Origin of the sequence: Sphingosinicella terrae (genome assembly GCF_003347635.1) — a bacterium.
In the GTDB taxonomy this organism is placed as follows: Bacteria; Pseudomonadota; Alphaproteobacteria; order Sphingomonadales; family Sphingomonadaceae; genus Allosphingosinicella; species Allosphingosinicella terrae.
Genome location: NZ_QDFY01000022.1, coordinates 1 through 17,981, shown reverse-complemented (window position 1 = coordinate 17,981; position 17,981 = coordinate 1). Strand labels below are relative to the sequence as shown.

The following is a 17,981-nucleotide window of genomic DNA, read 5'->3' as shown; positions in this document are numbered from 1 at the left end:
TCAGCCGGCGGCGGAGGCCTCGTGCGCGACCCGATCGACAAGCGGGCGATCGGCGGCAACCTTCGGGCGATCGGCGATCGGGCGGAAGACGATGGCGAGCATCATCGGCTCCGGCTGGACCAGGACGGGCGGCGGCACCATCATGAAGGCGGAGGCATCCTCGCAGCGCATCAGGTGGGGCGCCACCTGCTCCATGCCCTCGAGCGACGGCAGCGCGTCGATCGGATCGCCGTAGCGCCCCGCCTTCTCGCTGAGGAAGGCGCGGACCGGCACGAATTGGGCCGAGTCGACCTGCACCCAGTCGTAGAGGCGGCCGAACTGGACGCCGATGGCGAAGCGGGCCTCGCCCACCGGTATCGCCGCCATGAACCAGCCGTCATGGGTGGCATGCGCCTGGACGCGGTCGAGCACGACGTCGTTTCCGTCGGCGACGATGATCGGGAGCTCGATCGCGCGATCGCAGAAATCGGCATATTTGAGGTCGAGGCCGAACCGATGCTGGGTGAGCAGGGTCAGGCTGGCCGGCAGGCCCTGGCCGCGCAGCTCGGCCGGCAGATACATGCGCTCGGCGCCCTTCATGTAGAACAGGCCCCTCCGCTTCAGGCCCTGGTCGGCCACGTCCTTGTCGAACAGTCTCACCGTTCCACCGGTGCCGAGATTGACGTCGTGCTCGAAGCTGGACAGCACCTCGAGCTCGGACGGCAGCGGCAGGAACATCAGTCGGCCGAGAATGGCGGCAGCCGCCTCCCGCCGCGTGTCGTCGCTGTCGGCAAGCGGCGGCCGGACGAAGGCGGCCTCGCGCTCGCGGGCGAAGCGGACGCAGCCCGTCTGGACGGCGTCGCGAACATCGCTCTGGCGCGCCTTGATGCTGTTCTCGGCGCGAACGGCCATGCCGGATTCGTCATAATCGACGACCGAGCCCTGCGCCGCGGTGCAGAGCTGCTCGACGACCGCGACGTTGGCGCACATCGCCTCGAGCGTCGTCGACGCATAATGGCGGGAATCGAACAGGCCCTTCTTGTCGAAGCGGCCAACCTTCTGCTCGCGAAGGAGCAGGTAGCGCCCGGCGATCTCGACCTCCAGCGCGCGGCGGAGGAGCGGCTCGATCCGATCCTGGACGGTGCCGTTATAGCCGAGGTCGACCAGGAGCAGCGTGTCGCCCGGGCGGGCGGGCACCTGCTGGGCGACGTATCGGGTCAGGCGCTCGGCGAAGGCGCGCGAGCGGCCCAGCACCTTGCGCAGGTTCGTCGGCTGACGCACGGCGGCGGCGAAGGCGCGCTCGCGCCCGCGCGTCGGCAGCTTGCGCAGGAGGGCGGCTGTCTCGTCCTCGGTGAACAGCAGCTGCTTCGCGATGGCGGCGAGGTCGGTGCATTCGAGCTCGATCTCCAGGTGATCGGCGACGGCATTCTCGTCGGTGAAGGCGGATGCGGTCGCGGTGAAGCGGCTGATCTCGACGGACGTCGCCGACAGGCCGGTATCCAGCGCCTCGAAGACACGCTGCGGGAGATAGCCGTCCCGCATCAGGAAGAGGATGTGGGTGCGCGCGCCGGGCCGCGAAAGCGCCGCCGCCTCGTCGGCCAGCCAACGGCCGAAGGCATGGAGCACCGGCCCGAGCGCCGAAAAACCGAGCCGCTCGGCGGGGTCCGCAATGGCGGGAAGGGTGAGCGCGTGCGCGGCGCGGTGGGGCTGATGGGGAGGCACGACCGACGCGCCGTTGCCGTTGACGATGGCGGCGACGGCCGCTTCCAGCCGCAGCCGCTGCTGGTCCTCCTCGCCGAACTGGACGAGGTGGACTCCGTGGATGCCGAGGGCGCGGGCGGCGGTGAAGTCGGCCTTCTTGTTGTCGCCGATATGGAGGATCCGGTCGGGCGCCAGCCGAGTCTTGCGCAGGACATGCTTGAACAGGCCTTCCGCCTTCGAGACGCCATATTCGGACGAGCAGAAGACATGGTCGATCAGCGCGGCGACCTCGTCTCCCGCCGCGGCCGTGATCAGCGCGACGAGCTGGTCGCGGCTGAGATAAGTGTCGCTGACGACGGCGATCGACAGGCCCGCAGCCTTGGCCGCCCGCATCAGCGCCACGGTCGGCGCGAAGCCGTAGCAATGCCGCGCCTCGGCCTCGAGCTCCGCGGCCATCGCGCTGGCGCGCGCTGCATCCTCATGTCCCGGCAGCAGCGCCGAATAGATTTGCTCGATGCTGGCCTCGTTCGAGCCCTTGCGGAGCGTCTGGCGGCTGCGGGCATGGGACTCGGCCCAGATGCGCTGCTGCGGCGTCGCACCATTGCCGAGGTCCGCGAAGACGTCGGCGGGGGCATGGACATCGCGCCAGAGCAGCGTGTCGAAGCAGTCGAGCGACAGCATTGCGATCCCGGCCGGAGCGTCGGCGAGTGCGTCGGGAAGCTGATGGGGCAGGATCGACAAGGTCATGCGGGGAGCCCTCGTTGCGCACGTTCGCGCGTGGTTTCCAAGTCATTATAGGAGGAAGCGGGCGACATCGGCGCCAGGGGCCGATCAGGTCATGGATTTGCGCGTCGCGGTTGGCCGGAAATCGCCCATTTCGGCCAGCCTCAATGGTTAACGCGGCGATAAGGTCGAAAAATGTCGCCGGCCGCCCCGGCTGCGATGGGATCTCATCCTAGAATGACTTTGCAGCCCGCAAATTGTCGGGCCGTCGCGGCCAGCGCTTCTGGCCCGAGCCGCAGAAGCGGCTTCGACCACAGAAAGGGAAAACAATGGCTTTTACCGTTAACACCAATGTCGGCGCGATGGCGGCTCTCCAGAGCCTCAACGCGACCAATCGTGGCCTGAGCACTGTCCAGAGCCGGATCAACACCGGTCTCGCGGTCGCCTCGACCAAGGACGATTCCGCTTCCTTCACAATCGCTCAGACGCTTCGCGGCGACATGGGCGGCCTGAAGGCGGTGACCTCGTCTCTGCAGCGGGCGAAGAGCACCGTCGACGTCGCCGTCGCCGGCGCCGAGCAGATCTCCGACCTGGTGAACCAGATGAAGTCGAAGGCCACCGAGGCTTCGGACGCCGGCATGGACGCCGACAGCCGCACCGCGATTGGCAAGGACTTCACCGCGCTCAAGGAGCAGATCACCACGATCATCAACTCCTCCGAGTTCAACGGTACCAACCTGCTGAAGGCGAGCGGCGGCACCGTCTCCGCGCTGCAGTCGACCGACACGGCCGCTGCCACGCTGAGCGTCTCCAACCTCAACTTCGACGCCATCACGACGGCGATCGGCACGACCTTCACCGACGCCGCCACGGCGAAGACGATGGTCGGAACGCTCGAGACCCAGGCGAAGTCGATCAACACGCACCTCAGCACGCTCGGCTCCGCCGCGCGCAAGATCGACGGCCAGCTCAGCTTCACCAGCAAGCTGTCGGACGTGATCGAGAGCGGCATCGGCAATCTCGTCGACGCCGACCTGGCCAAGGAATCGGCCAATCTGCAGGCTCTGCAGGTCAAGCAGCAGCTCGGCCTCCAGGCGCTGTCGATTGCCAACCAGGCGCCGCAGTCGGTCATGTCGCTCTTCCGCTAATCCGCGGATCAGGGTTGACGACCGATCAGGTCTGATTGGGCCGGGACGGCGACGTCCCGGCCCTTTCTTTGCCTGCGCCCGCCACGGCCGGAGGCCAGCCAGAGAGCTCCAAATTGGCTTCGAGGCCGACCATCCCCCGACCTGCCGCGTCCTATAATGGACATGGAGTTCAGCGAGGTTTTGTGTTCCGGAGAATTCGAGAGATCGTCGATCCGCAGGGGCGGCGGCTGCGCATCAGCGTCGACGTCCTCGCCGGTCAGGCGGTGACCCTGATCGAGCTGCCGGCCGAAGCCGAGGCGACAGCGCAGGTGATGCTCGATCCATACGGCACCGAGCTGCTGGGCGGCTACATCATGTCGGCACGCCTGGCCCTGCCGCATGGGCTGCCGGACGAGGTCGTCGAAGGCGGCTTCACGACCCGCTTCGAGCTCGTCAGGAAGCCCCGGACCTCGATCCGCGTCACCCAGGGGGCCGGCGCGGCCTTCGAGATACCGGAGGCCTTCTGGGACAAGCTCTACGCCGAGCTGTGCATGGTCTGCGCGCATGCGCGCCAGCTGGGCCGGCACGCCGGCCTCAGCCTTCATTGAACGACCTACGCACTTCTACCGTAAGGGAAAATCCTGAGTGGTCCGGCAGCCCTGGTCCGAGGCAGGGGGCGAAGTCTCAAGCCACCAGGGGACAGGACAGGCAACGAATGGATCCGCGCGAATTCAAGCACGACATGGCCATCGCACGGACCGGCGCCGATGCCCCGGAACAGATCCGCGTCGCCCTCACCTTCTCCGTCAGCGATCGGGAGAAGCTCTGGGACGCCGCTGCCGAGCGCGGCCTCGCCTCGCCCGGCATGGGGATCGAGGACATCATCGACGTGATCGGCCCGCGCGAGGATCCTTCGCTGGTCGAATGCCTCGCCATGCTCGTCCAGCCCGCGCCGACGCCGGGCTGCCGGCTCGAGGGCTTCGACGTCACCCAATTCGCCTCCGCCTGAACGGCCAGGGCCGTTCACCAGCGCCTCGGATCAACTTCGTAACCGCCGGCTGTTCGCCAGGCGGAGTCTTGCCGCGTGCGCTTCGCGCAAGGATGATGACGGTCGGGAAGCTGGCCCAACATCGGCGCGGGACGCGCGGGGCCTGGCGCAGACAATAACGGCAGGCCGGAGGGGGCCGGCCTGCCGTTCCTGTCGCGACTCCTTCCAGGGGAGAAAGGAGCGGTTCGAGGAGGACCGCCTGGCCCGGTGGGGAGCGCGGCGGCCTTGCTTCATTATAGACGGCGGGCGGCGCCGTCCGGCGCCTGCTCGCGGAAAAATCAGGCGGCCGGAGAGGCCGCCGCGACGTGGACGAGGCTGCCGGCTGCGACCGAAATGCCGTTGACGCCGAGCGTCAGGTTGCCGCCCTCGGCGGTGACGCTGTCAACGACGCCGACGCTGCGGATCGTGACGGGAACGGTCGCGCCGCTCGCGTCCGTCGCCTTCAGCTGCAGCATATAGGCGCCGGCCGGCGCGGTCCCGCCGGATGTCAGGCTGCCGTCCCAGACGAAACGGCCGCTGTCGGCCGAGGCATCGAGCGTCCGCGTCGACACCGTGCGCCCGGACGCATCGACGATGCTCGCTTCCACCGAGCTGGCGCCGGGCGGCAGCGACCAGGTCCATTGCGCCGGAGCCTCGCCGAGGCCGGCGACGGCGGTATCGAACTGGGCCTCGCGGCCGATGAAGCCCGAGGCCTGCGCCATGTCCTGCGCCGAAAGCCGCGACAGGATGTCGCGGAGCACGCCGGTCTGCTGGATCGACTGCTCGACCTGGGAATATTGGACGAGCTGCTGGGTATATTCCGAGGTGTCCATCGGATCGAGCGGGTCCTGGTTCTGCATCTGCGTGGTCAGCAGCTTCAGGAACATGTCGAAATCGGCGCTCGACGCGGCGAGCAGGCCGCCCGGCGCATTCTGCACGGCATTCTGGCCCGCGGCCACACCGGTCGCGTTAGTCACGGTCATCTCAATCTCCTCAAGCCATCAGGTCGACGCGCCGGTTGGCGCGGACGGTCGGTTGCTGGGGCACGTCGTCGGCGGGCGTCGGCAGGCCGGTCGCCCGGCGCCCGGAGCGCTCCTGCCCCTGATAACGCTGCCAGGCAGATCCGTTGTCGCCGCCGCCGCTGCCGCGGTCGAACCGGATGCTGTCCGAATCGGTCTTGACCCCGGCCTGGTCGAGGGCGCGGCCGAGATCGCCTATCTCCTGGCGCAGCGCCTCGAGCGCCGCAGGCGCGTCGGCCGCGACGACCGCGCGCAGATGCCCCTGCTCGTTCACCGCCATGCGGATGTGAATGCGGCCGAGCTCGGCCGGATCGAGCCGGATGACCAGCTCCTCCCCACCGCCGGCGACACGGCGCGCGATCTCGACACCCATGTCGCGGCCCATCCGGCCGGAGCGGGCGGAAAGGACCGGAGGCTGGGCCTCGCCGGGGACCGGCGGCGCCGGAACCGCGACAGCGGCGGCGGGCGATGGCGCAGCGGACTGGGCGGCAGGCGCTGGCCCGACGGCGGGCACCGGCGCCGGATTGGCCGGCGCCCCGGCGCGGTCCGCGCCGATCTGGGGCGCGGGACGCGGTGCCGGGTCGGCCGGTTGCGGTGCGGACTGAGCGAGCTTGTCGGCCGAGGCAGTTCGGTCGGACCGGTCCGCCGGCGCGGGCGTCTCGCGGCCTTGCCGGGGCGATGTCGCGGCGGTTTCGCCGCCCATCTTTTCCAGTGCGGCCTCGAAGGCCGGCGCGGCGGTCGCTTCGCCGTCCGCGGCGGGCACGGGTGCGCCAGCGCGAGCCGCCATCCTGGCTGTCGCCCCGACGAGGACGGAAGCCTCTCCTGCGCTTGCTACCGGCGCGCGCGGAGCCGCCGCGGAGGGTTGCGCAGCAGGAATAGGGCCGGCGCCGAAGCCGAGCGCGGCCTGATCGGGGCGAGGCGCGTTCGGGGCGGCGACCGGAAGCGGCGGGCCGGCGACGGCATCGGGAGCCGCTTCCGTCTCCGCGGGAATATCGCCTTCCTTGGCGACGATGGGCTCGATCGAAAGCGTCGGGGGCGGTGCTTCGCCGACCTGCGTCGCCTCGTCGCCGGTCGGCGCGCCCAGGGTTGCGGCCGGCTGGTCGGCCAGGGTGACGGCGGCCGGCGGAATGCCGGGCTTGGCGGCGGCCGGCGCCTTGACGCCCGAAGCCGGCGCGGACGGCGAGGGCATCGGGCCGGGCACGGGCAGCTTTGCCGTGACGGCGAGGCCGGCGGCAGCATTGTCCGGCAGGCGGGCCGAGGCCGGATCGGTGCCGGCAGCGACGAGGTCGGGAAGCGATGGGATCGGCGCCTGATCCGAAGTGAGATCGGCTGCGGGCGCGGCGGCGATCGACGCGGCCAGCGTTGCCGCCGACAGCGCCGAGGCGGGCATACCCGGCGGGGGAGAGATTTCGAAGAGCGTGCTGACGCCGAGCTGCGTCGCCGCCTGCCCCGCGCCGGCCGGCATTCCGGCCGGCATTCCGGCCGCCGGACCGTTCGCCGGGACCATGCCGGCCCCCGACAAGGCGAGGGCGAAGAAGCCGCCGTTCGCCGTCGCGGTCGGCGTGCCGGCCGCGGCAACGTTGGGACCGAATAAGCCGGTCGCTATGATGTCCATCAGGACCCCTTCTACGGACGGGCTCGAGGCCGCCCGTTCATTATAGGATGGTTTGCGGTGTCGCGTCGCAACGCGGCCGCACGCGTCAGCCGATCGATCCGAGAGCCCGTATCCGCGCGCGGCTGTGGACCTCGTTCTGGGAGAGCACCACGGTGGCCGGCCGGACCCGCTCGATGATCGACCGGACGAAGGGCCGGATCGTCGGATTGGTGAGGATGCACGGTATCTCGCCGGCGGCGGCCAGCCGATCATAGGTCTCGCGCACCGCCGCGATGAACGCCTGGAGGTGCGAGGGGGCCATGGCGAGATGGCGATCGTCGCCCTGGCCGATCAGGCTCTCCGCGAAGGCTTGGTCCCAGTCGGGCGAGAGGGTCACGATCGGGATGGCGCCGTCCCGCGACTGCTGCGCGGAGATCTGCCGCGCGAGCCGGCCGCGGACATGCTCGGTGATCTGGGTGAGGTTCGACGTCATCGGCACCGCCTCGGCGATCCCTTCGAGGATGGTCGGCACGTCGCGGATCGAGATGCCCTCGCCGAGCAGGTTCTGGAGCACGCGCTGCACGCCGGAGATGGAGATCTTGGACGGGATGATGTCGCCGACGAGCTTCTCGGCCTCCTTGTGGACCTCGTTGAGCAGCTTCTGCACCTCCGAGTAGGAGAGCATGTCCGCGATATTGTCCTTGACCAGCTCGGTGAGGTGGGTGGCGATGATGGTGCCGCAGTCGACGACGGTCAGCCCGCGGAAGCCGGCCTCCTCGCGCAGCCCGCGATCGATCCAGAGCGCCGGCAGATTGAAGACCGGCTCGCGCGTCTCCTCGCCGGGAAGGCCGACCGAGCCGTTCGACGGATTGATCACCATCAGGCGGTCGAGACGAAGCTCGCCGCGGGCGACCTCGGTCTCCTTGATGTAGACGACATATTCGTTGGCCTGCAGCGCCATGTTGTCGATGATCCGCACCGAAGGCAGCAGGAAGCCGTAATCGGTCGCCATCTGCCGGCGCAGCGCCCGCACCTGATCGTCCAGCCGCGGCTCGCGGGTCGAATCGTTGATGATCGGAAGCAGCCCGTAGCCGAGCTCGATGCGGATCGCGTCGAGCGCCACGGTGCGGGCGATCGGCTCCTCTTCCTGCGCCGCCGCCGCCTCGGCCACGGCCTTGGCCCGGCGATCGCGCGCCTCCTGCTCCTTCGCCCTTTTCGTCATCGACCAGGCCAGCCAGCCGCAGAGCGCCGCGAAGACGGCGAAGGGAATGAAGGGCAGGCCGGGCATCAGCGCCAGCGCCCCCATCAGGAACGCCACCATGCCGAACGCCTTGGGATATCGGCCGAGCTGCTCGGTGAGCGCCGCGCCGGTCTTGCCGGCGATGCCGCCCTTGGAGACGAGCAGGCCGGCCGCCGTCGACACGATCAGCGCCGGGATCTGGCTCACCAGGCCGTCGCCGACGGTGAGGATGGTGTAGGTGTGGAACGCCTCGCTGACCGCGAGGTCGTGGATGACGACGCCGACGACGAGGCCGACGAGGATGTTGACGCCGGTGATGAGCAGGCCGGCAACGGCATCGCCCTTCACGAACTTGGAGGCGCCGTCCATCGCGCCGTAGAAGCCGCTCTCCGCCTCGATCTCGGTGCGGCGCGCACGCGCCTGGGCCTCGTCGATCATGCCGGCCGAGAGATCGGCGTCGATCGCCATCTGCTTGCCGGGCATCGAATCGAGGCTGAACCGGGCCGCGACCTCGGCGATCCGTCCGGCGCCCTTGGTGATGACGACGAAATTGATGACGATGAGGATGACGAAGATGGTGAGGCCGATCACGGTCTCGCCGCCCATCAGGAACTCGCCGAAAGCGGCGATGACGCCGCCCGCCGAATCCGGTCCCTCATGGCCGTGGCCGAGGATGAGGCGGGTCGAGGCGAGGTTGAGGCCGAGCCTCAGCATCGTTGCGATGAGCAGGATGGTCGGAAAGGCTGAGAGATCGAGCGGCTTCTCGATGAACAAGGCCGTCATCAGGATCATGACGGAGAGCGTGATCGACAGCGCCAGGCCGAGATCGAGCATCCATGGCGGCATCGGCAGGATGAGCATGGCGATGATCGCCATGACGCCGCCGGCCAAGGCGAGGTCGCGATTGTCGCCGACGCGCTGCATCAGCTGGACGAGCTTGGAGGACATCGATCTGGCTCCGCGTCAGGCTGCCGGCGAGACGGGAATGCCCGCCTCGATGAAGCTCTTGAGCTTGTTGCGCATCGTCCGCACCGAAATGCCGAGGATGGAGGAGGCGCTGGTCCGGTTGCCGCCGCAGCGCTCCAGCGTGTGGAGGATGAGCTCCCGCTCGACGTCGGCCATGCTGCGGCCGACCAGGGCTTCGACGGCCGGGCCGTCGGGAGCGTCCGACGCTTCCGGAGCCGCCATCGCCGAGCCGTCCTGGAGCACCAGAGCGTCCGGCTCGATCGTCGCCCCCTTGGCGAGCAGGACGGCGCGGTGGACGACGTCCTCGAGCTCGCGGACATTGCCCGCCCAGCCATGGTGGCGCAGGCGGCGAACCGCCTCCGCCGAAAAGGGGCGGACCGGAAGGCCGTTGGCGAGCGCCAGATGCTCGGCGAAGGCGCCGGCGAGCAGATCGATGTCGCTGCCCCGTTCGCGGAGCGCCGGCAGGGAGATGCGGACCAGCCCGATCCGCGCCAGCAGGTCCGCGCGGAAGGCGCCGCGGGCGGCGAGCTTCTCGAGATCGAGGCTGGTCGAGGCGATCAGCCGCGCCCGCTGCAAGCGCGCCGCGCCGTTGAGGCCGATGCGGGCCTCGTCCTCCTGAAGCCAGGCGGCGAGGCGGGCCTGGGCGACGGCACCGAGGGCGCCGATCTCGCGGAGGAAGACGGTGCCGTCGGCGGCTTCGCCGAGGCGGCCGGTGCGGGCGGCGACGGCGCCGTCGAAGGCGCCCGCCTCATGCCCGAACAATTCGGACTCGATGATCTCGGCGGAGACGCCGGCGCATTCGACGACCAGGAACCGGCCGCTTCGGCCGGAGCGCTCGTGGACCATCCGGCCGACGACTTCCTTGCCGGTGCCCTTCTCGCCGGCGATCAGGATGGGGGCGCTGCTCGGGGCGACCGCCCGCGCATAATCGATGGCGTGGAGCAGGCGCGCATCGGCGCCGATCGGCTGCGAGACGCGGTGGCCCACCGAGAGGATGACGGCGGCGATGAGCTCGCGCTGGGGCGGCAGCGGCAGGTAGTCGAAGGCGCCGGCGCGGATCGCCGCCACGGCGCGCGCCGCCGACGCCTCGATGCCGCAGGCCAGGACGGGAACGGCGATCCGCTCGGCGCGGAGCCGCGAGATGAAGTCGGCGACGTCGAGCTCGACGTCGACCATCGCGAGATCGCCGCCGTCCGTGCGCAGCGATGCCAGCGCGGCGTCCGGGGCGTCGGCCATGACGACCTCGGCGCCCGCCTCGCGCGCCATCCCGGCGGCGCGCCGGAACTCGCTTCCCGGCGTGCCGAGCAGCACGACCCGGATCAGGGTGGGGTCGGCGGGGCGCATCAATATTCCTGCTTGACCGTCTCGGTGAGGGTGACGCCGAGGGAGCCGTCGATCATGACGAGCTCGCCGCGGGCGATCAGGCGATCGTTGACGAAGACGTCGACCGGCTCGCCGACGCGGCGATCGAGCTCGACGACGGTTCCGGCGCGCATCTGGATGAGCTCGCCGACCTGGACCCGGGCGCCGCCGAGGACAGCCTTGATCTTGACCGGTACGTCATAGACGGCCTCGAACTCGTCGACGGCAGGCCCGGTCCGCACCGGCAGCATCGTCTCCGGCGCCGGGACGGGTGCCGCGTCAGCGGCGAGGTCGTCCAATCCGCTCGGCGGTGAATCGAACGGGGTCGGGATCATTTCCTGGGCGTTGGCGTCCATCTTCCATTCCTTCCGTTAGGCGGCCATCCACTGGCGGACCACCGAGACCGCCTCGAGCGGGCTGGTCGCGACCGCGTCGCCGATGCGATTGATGGCGGAGAGCTTGATGCGGCCGTCGACCTGGGCGAGCGCGATCTCCTGATCGAGCATGCTGGGTTGGGCGTTGGCGGCGGCCAGAGCGGCCTGGCCCGCCTCACCCTCCAACGGGTTCGCGGCGATGGCGAGCGCCTCCGGCTCCTGAGCGACCGCCAGAGCGGGCGCCGGCTCGGCCTCCCGACGGTCCCGATTCGGCCGCAGCATGCGCAGGGCGAACAGGGCGACGGCGGCGATGATGAGCAGCTTCAGCACGCTGAACAGCTGATCGGTGGGCAGGCTCGAGAGCCAGCTCTCCTCGGTCGCGGCGAGATCCTCGGCGGTGAACGGCATCGATTCGACGACGACGCTGTCGCCGCGCTCGGCATCGAAACCGACGGCATTCTCGACCAGCCGCTGGAGCCTCTGGATCTGGGGCTGGGGAAGCCCCTGCTGTCCCCCGTCGACCATCACCGCGACGGTCAGGCGGGTCACCGTGCCGGGGGTGCGCACCCGGACCGTGTTGGTGCGGCTATTGTCGAAGGTGGTGTCCTCGGACGTCTCGTTGCGCGCCGACTGGCGGCGGTCGCCGCCGCCGGCCGCCGGTGCCGCGTCGGCCTCGGGCAGCTGCTCGGCAACGGTCGCGCCTTCGGCGGCCGCGGCGGTCTCGCTATTCTGATCGTTGGATTCGACGGTCACCTGGCGGGCGATCGCCTGCCGGTCGGGATCGACGAGGCTGGCCTCCTCGCGGGTCGAATCGCGATCGACCGTGGCCGAGACCTCGGCGCGGACCTTGCCGGCGCCGACGATCGGCTCGAGCATCGTCTCGATCTGCTGACGCATCCGCGCCTCGACCGCCTGCTGGCGCTCGTCGGCATCTCCGCCCGAAGCCGCTCCGGCCTCGCCGGCACGGGCGAGCAGAGCGCCGGTCTGGTCGACGATCGAGACGCTTTCCGGCGACAGCTCGGGCACCGACGAAGCGACGAGGTGGCGGATCGCCTGGACCGATTCGCCCGAAAGCCGGCCGCGGGTCTTGACCGTCACCGCCGCCGTCGCGCGGCGCGGCTCGTTCGCGAAGATCGCCCGTTCCGGCATGACGATATGGACGCGCGCCTTGGTGACGTTCTCGAGGCTCTGGATCGACTGGGCGAGCTCGCCCTCGATCGCGCGGGTCTCGTTGAGCCGGGCGCGCGACGACGAGACGCCGAACGGCTCCTCCTCGTCGAGAATGGCATAGCCGATCCGGCCGCCCAGGCGCTCCGATGCCATGCTCATCCTGAGCTCGGCCAGCCGGTCCTGCGGGGCCATCACCGCGGTGCCGTCGGCCGAGAGCTGGAACGGCACATTCTCCGTCCGCAGCCGCTCGACGATCGACTGCGCCGCCGACGGATCGAGGTCGGTATAGAGGTAGCCCATCTCCGAGCTGCCGCCCGACCGGGTGGCGAGATAGGCGAGAGCGGCCAGCAGGAAGACGGCGACGCCCCCCATCAGCGCGACGCGCCGCATGCCGATCCGTCCGACGAGGTCTCTGATGGAATTCAAGGCTGGCCCCATGACTGTCGGGCACCCCGCCCTTCAGATTGATTATAGGAAGAAATGGGGCGGCAACTTTTGCCGGGGGGAATATTTTGCCGGTCCGCGGTCCGGTTCGGGGCCCGGGCGGCCGGTCAGACGGGCGGCAGCAGCGCGTCGAGCTCGGCGCGGACCGCGTCGCGTCGCGCCGCGGCATCGAGCAGCAGGCCGCCCTGCTCCCAGCGGATGCGGGCGTCGCCCTGGACCAGCGAGGCGTCGGCGAGCACGGTCAGCGACAATCGGCGCCGCTCCCGGCTGCGCCGCTCGGCGACCAGGGCCTCGACCGCCTCGACCTGATCGGGATGGACGTGGATGGTGAGCGGCTCGCCGCGACGCACCTGGGCAAGGGCGCGGCCGATCGCCGCCTCGATGGCGGCCCTATCGTCGGTCGCCAGCTCGCGCGCGGCCAGCAACTCGCCGGCGGCGAGGGCGAGCTCGCCGGCCTCCCGGACCACCTTCTTTTCGACCTCGGCGAAGCGCTCTTCGATCAGCTCGAGCGACGCCTGCAGCGCATCGACCGCGGCAAGCACCGCCGTCTCGCGCTCGCGGCGCGCCTGCTGGAGCCCTTCCTGATAGGCCTCGGCACGCGCGACGGCGATCATCGCCTCCTGTTCGCTGCGCAGGCGCCGCAGCTCGGCCTCGATCGATTCGAGGGCGCCGCGATCGACCCGCGGGGCGGCTTCGGCGCCCGGCGCCGCATCGGTGAAGATGCGGTCAAAGGCAAAAGGCTTGACCTGGAAGGCGACTCCCATGCGGCGGCTCCCTTCGAACTGGATCGGATCAGAGGATCACGGCGTCGTCGTTGCGCGGATCGACCAGCACGATCTCGCCGGAATCCGAGAGCGACTTGGCCAGCCGGACGAGGGCGGTCTGGGCCTCCTCGCAGTCGCGGGCGCGGACCGGGCCCATCGAGGCCATGTCGTCGCGCATCAGCTTGGCGGCGCGCTGGGTCATGCCGCTGAAGAAGAGCTCGCGCATCTCCTCGGGGGCGCCCTTCAGCGCCAGCGCCATCGAGCGCTTGTCGGCCTTGCGCACGATCGTCGCGATCGCGGCCGGCAGCAGGTTCATCAGATCCTCGAAGGTGAACATCAGCGCCCGGATCCGCTCCGCCGATTCCGGCGCGCGCTCGTCGAGCGCCGACAGCATCGACTCCTCGGTCGAGCGGTCCATGCAGTTGAACACGTCCGCCATGCTCTCGTGCGGGTCGCGGCGCTGGGCGCGCGACAGGTTGGTCATGAACTCGGTCCGCAGCGTGGACTCGACCTCCTGGATGACCTCCTTCTGGACGGTGTCCATGCGCAGCATGCGGTGGACGACGTCGACGCCGATCTCGCGCGGCAGCTCGGCGAGCACGCGCGCGGCATGGTCCGGCTTGAGCTTGCTCAGGATGACGGCGACGGTCTGCGGATATTCGTTCTTGAGATAGGAGGCCAAAACGGTCTCGCTGACGTTGGAGAGCTTGTCCCACATCGTCCGGCCGGAGGGGCCGCGAATATCCTCCATGACCTCGCGCACCTTGTCGGAGGGCATGATCTCCGAGAGCAGCCGCTCGGTGGTCTCGTAGGAACCGTGCAGCGAGGCCATGGAGTGGATCTCGCTGGTGAACTGGACCAGGAGATGCTCGACGGCGCCGGACGGCAGCCGGCCGAGCTGCGCCATGGTCGCGGACAGCTCCTTGACCTCGTCGACCGAGAGCTGCTGCCAGATCGGCGCGCCATGCTCCTTGCCGAGAACGAGCAGCAGCGCCGCGGCGCGCTGCAGGCCGGAAAACTTCTTCAGCTCCGGCGGCTCGGGCGTGGTCATGATCGCGTTCATTCAGTCTCTCTTGCGGATAAGTGCGGCCAAGCGCCCCGATCGGGGCATTCCCCTCTATTATAGGAGGAAGATGGCGGAGAAGGCGCGCGGATGACGATCAACTTGTCGAACAGCCTGGCAGGGCTCTCGCTGCTGACCGGCGGCAACGCCTTTGCCGGAATGAGCTTCGGAATCAGCTTCGAGACGCGCGCCGTCCGCCTCGCCAAGGCGCAGTTCACCACCGCGGAAGTGACGCCGCCCTGGAAGTCCGACGCCGCCGCGCCCTTGGTCTCGGCGATCAAGCGGATGGCGACGCTCATCGACAAGCCCGATTCCGGCGGCGGCCTCCCCGCCGACATCCAGACCAGCTTCATCGCCTACAAAGCGCTCGACCGGCTGCGGCTGCTCGCCGAGTCCGCGGTCAAGACGACGACCCCGGCGGCGGAGCGGCTGACCCTCCAGACCCATTTCGCGAAGGGGCTCGCGGACCTCGAGAAGTTCCTCGGCAGCGCGCCGGCCGACAAGGTGAACCTCGCCTTCAGCCAGCCGACCCGCCGCGCGGAGAGCGTGCCCGTCACCGTCGCCGATCCCTACAAGACCGTCACCGCCGGGGTCGTCGCCGAGCGATCGGCGCCGCTGCCGGGGATGACCGGCAGCGAGGTGTTCAGCCTCACCCTCAGCAAGAACGGCAGCAGCGAAATCGTCACCGTCGACCTGGCGCAGACGCCGCAGCCGCCGACGCTCGATTCGGTGGCCGACGCCTTCAATGCCGCGATCGCCGCCATTCCCATGCGCAACCCGGACGGGACGCTCGCGCTCGACGCCGACGGCAACGTCCAGCCGAAATGGACCGCCGAATTCGTCCCCGACAAGTCGACCGGCCGCTGGGGCCTTTCGCTCGACATGCCGACCGGCGAGATCTCGGTCGACCAGGTCGGCGCCGGCGACGCGCTGATCGTCGCCAGCGGCCACACCGCGCTGGACGCGCCGACCGCCGCCCGCATCAGCCGTATCGACGATCCCGCCGGCACCCTCGAACGGCGCACCGTCGCGACGATCGCCGCGGTGGACCGCCTGGCCACCGAGCGCGCCGAGATGCTCGCCCCGGCCGATGCCGAGGCGCGGACCATGTTCGCTGCCACCGATGCGCGCGCCGTGGTCACCGACGCGCAAGGCTATAGCTATCTCGTCGGCACCACGGCGGGCGATCTCGGCTCGAACCGGTCCGACGGCAACGAAGATTTATTCCTCACCAAGCTCGACGGCGAAGGCCGGGTGGTCTGGCAGCGCACGCTCGGCGCCGCCGGCGAGAGCCGGGGCGCGGCGATCAGCATCGCCGCCAATGGCGACGTCGTCGTCGCGGGAACCGTCACCGGCGCCTTCGACGGCACCAACAGCGACGGCGACATGCTGGTCGCGCGGTTCGACGCGAGCGGAGACGAGAAGTTCGCCACCCTGGTGCGGGCGGCGGGCCAGGACAGCGCCCAGGCCGTCGCGGTCGGTGCGGACGGATCGATCTTCGTCGGCGGTCGCTCGGCCACCGGCGGCGGCGACGCCTTCATCGCCCGCCTCGACAGCAGCGGCCGCGTCACCGAGCGCCGGACGATCGACAGCGGCGGCGTCGACGGCGTCAAGGCCCTCGCCGTGGACGGGGGCGGCAATCTGCTCGCGCTGACCGGCGAGGACGGCAATGCCCGGCTGCGCCGGATCGACCCGGCCGCGCTCGCCACCGACCTCGCCACGCTCGATCTCGGCGCGGCGGACGCGCGCGCCTTGGCGATCGCCGCCGACGGCAGCGTCGCCGTCGTCGGAGCGACGACCGGGCCGCTTGCCGGCAGCCAGGTCAACAGCACGAGCGGCGGCCGCGACGGCTTCGTCGCCCGGATCGACTCGGCGCTGGCCGGCGCTTCGATCACTTATGTCGGCGGCGCCTCGGACGACCAGCTGGACAGCGCCGCCTTCCTCGACGGCTCCCTCTATGTCGGCGGGCGCACCAGCGGCGATCTCGCCGGGGGGCGCAGCGGCATCACCGACGGCTTCGTCACCCGCGTCGACGCCGCCACCGGCGCGATCCAGTCGACGATGCAGTTCGGCCAGACTACGCAGCGGACCGAGCCGGTCCACGTCGCCGTCGCCAAGGGCGCCAACAATGCGCTCGGAGCGCTCGGGCTCAGCCGCGGCACCATCAACCCGGTCGATTCGGTCATGCTGGTCGCGCAGACCAGCCTTCGCGCCGGCGACGAATTCTCGATCCGCGTCGACGGCGGCGCCGCCCGCAAGGTGGTGATCGCCGCCGACGAGACGCTCGCCACCCTCTCCGCGAAGCTGCGCCGCCTCACCGGGACCGCCATCACGGTCACGACGCCCATCGTCGACGACGGCAAGGCGCTTCGGATCGACGCCAAGCCGGGGCACGAGATCGAGCTGATCGCCGGCGGCAGCGGCCGCGACGCGCTCGGCAAAATCGGCCTGGCGCCGGCGCGGCTCGTCGCCGCGGCGCCGCTCGGCGACAAGGCGCCGACCGTCCGCCCGGGCGGCAATTTCGCGCTCGGCCTCAGCGACGCGCTCGACCTCGGCACCGCGGCCGGCGCCGCCTTGGCGCTGGACCGGGTCAAATCGGCGCTGTCGATGACCCAGACCGCCTTCCGCTCCCTCTATTGGGACAGCAGCAAGGAGGCTTTGGTCAACGGCGCCGGACGGCGCGGCGGCACGGTCTCCCCCTACATGCAGGCCCAGGCGGCGCGCTACCAGGACGCGCTCAACCGCCTCGGCGGCGGCACCACCACCACCAGCTTCGGATTCTGATCATGAGCGGATCGAACATCAACCTGCTGCAGGGCCTCAACCAGGCGATGCGGCATTTGTCGGACCGGCAGCGGGTCATCGCCCAAAACATCGCCAATAGCGAGACGCCGGGCTACCGATCGCGCGACCTTTCGGCGCCGGACTTTTCGAGCCTCGTCGCCGCGCAGGGCCAAGCCGGCGCGCCGCGGGTCGAGCGCCCGCGGGTGACGCTGACCAGCGGCATGACCGCGATGGGCGCGACCGCGGGCAACGCGAGCCGCTTGATCGAGGATAGCGACGTCAGCGAGACCAAGCCCGACGGCAACAATGTGACGCTCGAGGACCAGCTGCTGAGGATGGGCCAGGTGCAGGCGGACTTCGCCACCCTGACGGGCCTCTACCGCAAGCAGATGGGCCTGCTCCGCGGCGCGATCGGCCGCGGCGGCTGATCGGCGGGAGAAACCGGGTAAAGTTTACGAAGGTGACGGGTACCTGGCGCTCGTCCGGCGCCCCGGCCGCGGAACGCAACGACCGGCTCCGCGACCCGGTCTCGCGCCAAATTGACGAGTCCCTGGGGGTCGTCAATTTCATCATCTGTGGACGCCCCCTACAGCGCAAGCGGTTTTTCGGGCGTGGCACGTTGTCGGATGCTGCCATCTGTCCGG

14 protein-coding genes are annotated in these 17,981 nt (G+C 70.1%); 5 read left to right on the top strand and 9 right to left on the bottom strand.

Annotated features, from left to right (window positions below; genetic code table 11):
* On the bottom strand, window positions 1–2,427 hold the full coding sequence (locus DDE10_RS22305) for an HAD family hydrolase (protein WP_114955020.1): 2,427 nt from the start codon (window positions 2,425–2,427) through the stop codon (window positions 1–3).
* Window positions 2,428–2,732: 305 nt separating this feature from the next.
* On the opposite strand from DDE10_RS22305, the gene DDE10_RS22300 reads away from it, so the two are divergent.
* From DDE10_RS22300 to DDE10_RS22290, 3 genes are all read left to right on the top strand, one after another.
* Window positions 2,733–3,551: a flagellin gene (locus tag DDE10_RS22300; RefSeq protein WP_114955019.1), complete on the top strand. Its 819-nt coding sequence runs from the start codon at window positions 2,733–2,735 to the stop codon at window positions 3,549–3,551.
* Between the two features lie 182 nt (window positions 3,552–3,733).
* The gene (locus DDE10_RS22295) at window positions 3,734–4,138 is read left to right on the top strand and encodes a hypothetical protein (RefSeq protein ID WP_284734833.1); all 405 of its coding nucleotides are present in this window, start codon (window positions 3,734–3,736) and stop codon (window positions 4,136–4,138) included.
* Window positions 4,139–4,245: 107 nt separating this feature from the next.
* Window positions 4,246–4,539: a hypothetical protein gene (locus DDE10_RS22290; RefSeq protein WP_114955018.1), complete on the top strand. Its 294-nt coding sequence runs from the start codon at window positions 4,246–4,248 to the stop codon at window positions 4,537–4,539.
* 317 nt (window positions 4,540–4,856) lie between these two features.
* Here the strand turns inward: DDE10_RS22290 and DDE10_RS22285 are convergent, their stop codons facing one another.
* The 8 genes from DDE10_RS22285 to fliG form a co-directional block, all read right to left on the bottom strand.
* On the bottom strand, window positions 4,857–5,540 hold the full coding sequence (locus DDE10_RS22285) for a flagellar hook assembly protein FlgD (protein WP_114955017.1): 684 nt from the start codon (window positions 5,538–5,540) through the stop codon (window positions 4,857–4,859).
* Window positions 5,541–5,550: 10 nt separating this feature from the next.
* The gene (locus tag DDE10_RS22280; protein WP_114955016.1) at window positions 5,551–7,191 is read right to left on the bottom strand and encodes a flagellar hook-length control protein FliK; all 1,641 of its coding nucleotides are present in this window, start codon (window positions 7,189–7,191) and stop codon (window positions 5,551–5,553) included.
* Window positions 7,192–7,276: 85 nt separating this feature from the next.
* Window positions 7,277–9,358, bottom strand: coding sequence for a flagellar biosynthesis protein FlhA (gene flhA / locus DDE10_RS22275; RefSeq protein ID WP_114955015.1), 2,082 nt, complete (start codon window positions 9,356–9,358; stop codon window positions 7,277–7,279).
* Between the two features lie 15 nt (window positions 9,359–9,373).
* Window positions 9,374–10,720 carry a sigma-54-dependent transcriptional regulator gene (locus DDE10_RS22270; RefSeq protein ID WP_114955014.1) on the bottom strand — a complete coding sequence of 449 codons (1,347 nt, stop codon included), beginning with the start codon at window positions 10,718–10,720 and terminating at the stop codon, window positions 9,374–9,376.
* Window positions 10,720–11,094, bottom strand: coding sequence for a flagellar motor switch protein FliN (gene fliN / locus DDE10_RS22265; RefSeq protein WP_284734832.1), 375 nt, complete (start codon window positions 11,092–11,094; stop codon window positions 10,720–10,722). Before fliN ends, DDE10_RS22270 begins: the two co-directional genes overlap by 1 nt.
* 15 nt (window positions 11,095–11,109) lie before the next feature.
* Window positions 11,110–12,708: a flagellar basal-body MS-ring/collar protein FliF gene (fliF, locus tag DDE10_RS22260; RefSeq protein ID WP_114955013.1), complete on the bottom strand. Its 1,599-nt coding sequence runs from the start codon at window positions 12,706–12,708 to the stop codon at window positions 11,110–11,112.
* 125 nt (window positions 12,709–12,833) lie between these two features.
* Window positions 12,834–13,490 carry a FliH/SctL family protein gene (locus DDE10_RS22255; RefSeq protein WP_114955012.1) on the bottom strand — a complete coding sequence of 219 codons (657 nt, stop codon included), beginning with the start codon at window positions 13,488–13,490 and terminating at the stop codon, window positions 12,834–12,836.
* Window positions 13,491–13,518: 28 nt separating this feature from the next.
* Window positions 13,519–14,553 carry a flagellar motor switch protein FliG gene (fliG, locus tag DDE10_RS22250; RefSeq protein ID WP_114955011.1) on the bottom strand — a complete coding sequence of 345 codons (1,035 nt, stop codon included), beginning with the start codon at window positions 14,551–14,553 and terminating at the stop codon, window positions 13,519–13,521.
* 90 nt (window positions 14,554–14,643) lie between these two features.
* On the opposite strand from fliG, the gene DDE10_RS22245 reads away from it, so the two are divergent.
* On the top strand, window positions 14,644–17,337 hold the full coding sequence (locus tag DDE10_RS22245; RefSeq protein ID WP_114955010.1) for a hypothetical protein: 2,694 nt from the start codon (window positions 14,644–14,646) through the stop codon (window positions 17,335–17,337).
* Window positions 17,338–17,339: 2 nt separating this feature from the next.
* Window positions 17,340–17,765, top strand: a complete 426-nt coding sequence (locus DDE10_RS22240; RefSeq protein WP_114955009.1) for a flagellar basal body protein — start codon at window positions 17,340–17,342, stop codon at window positions 17,763–17,765.
* Window positions 17,766–17,981 lie beyond the last annotated feature (216 nt).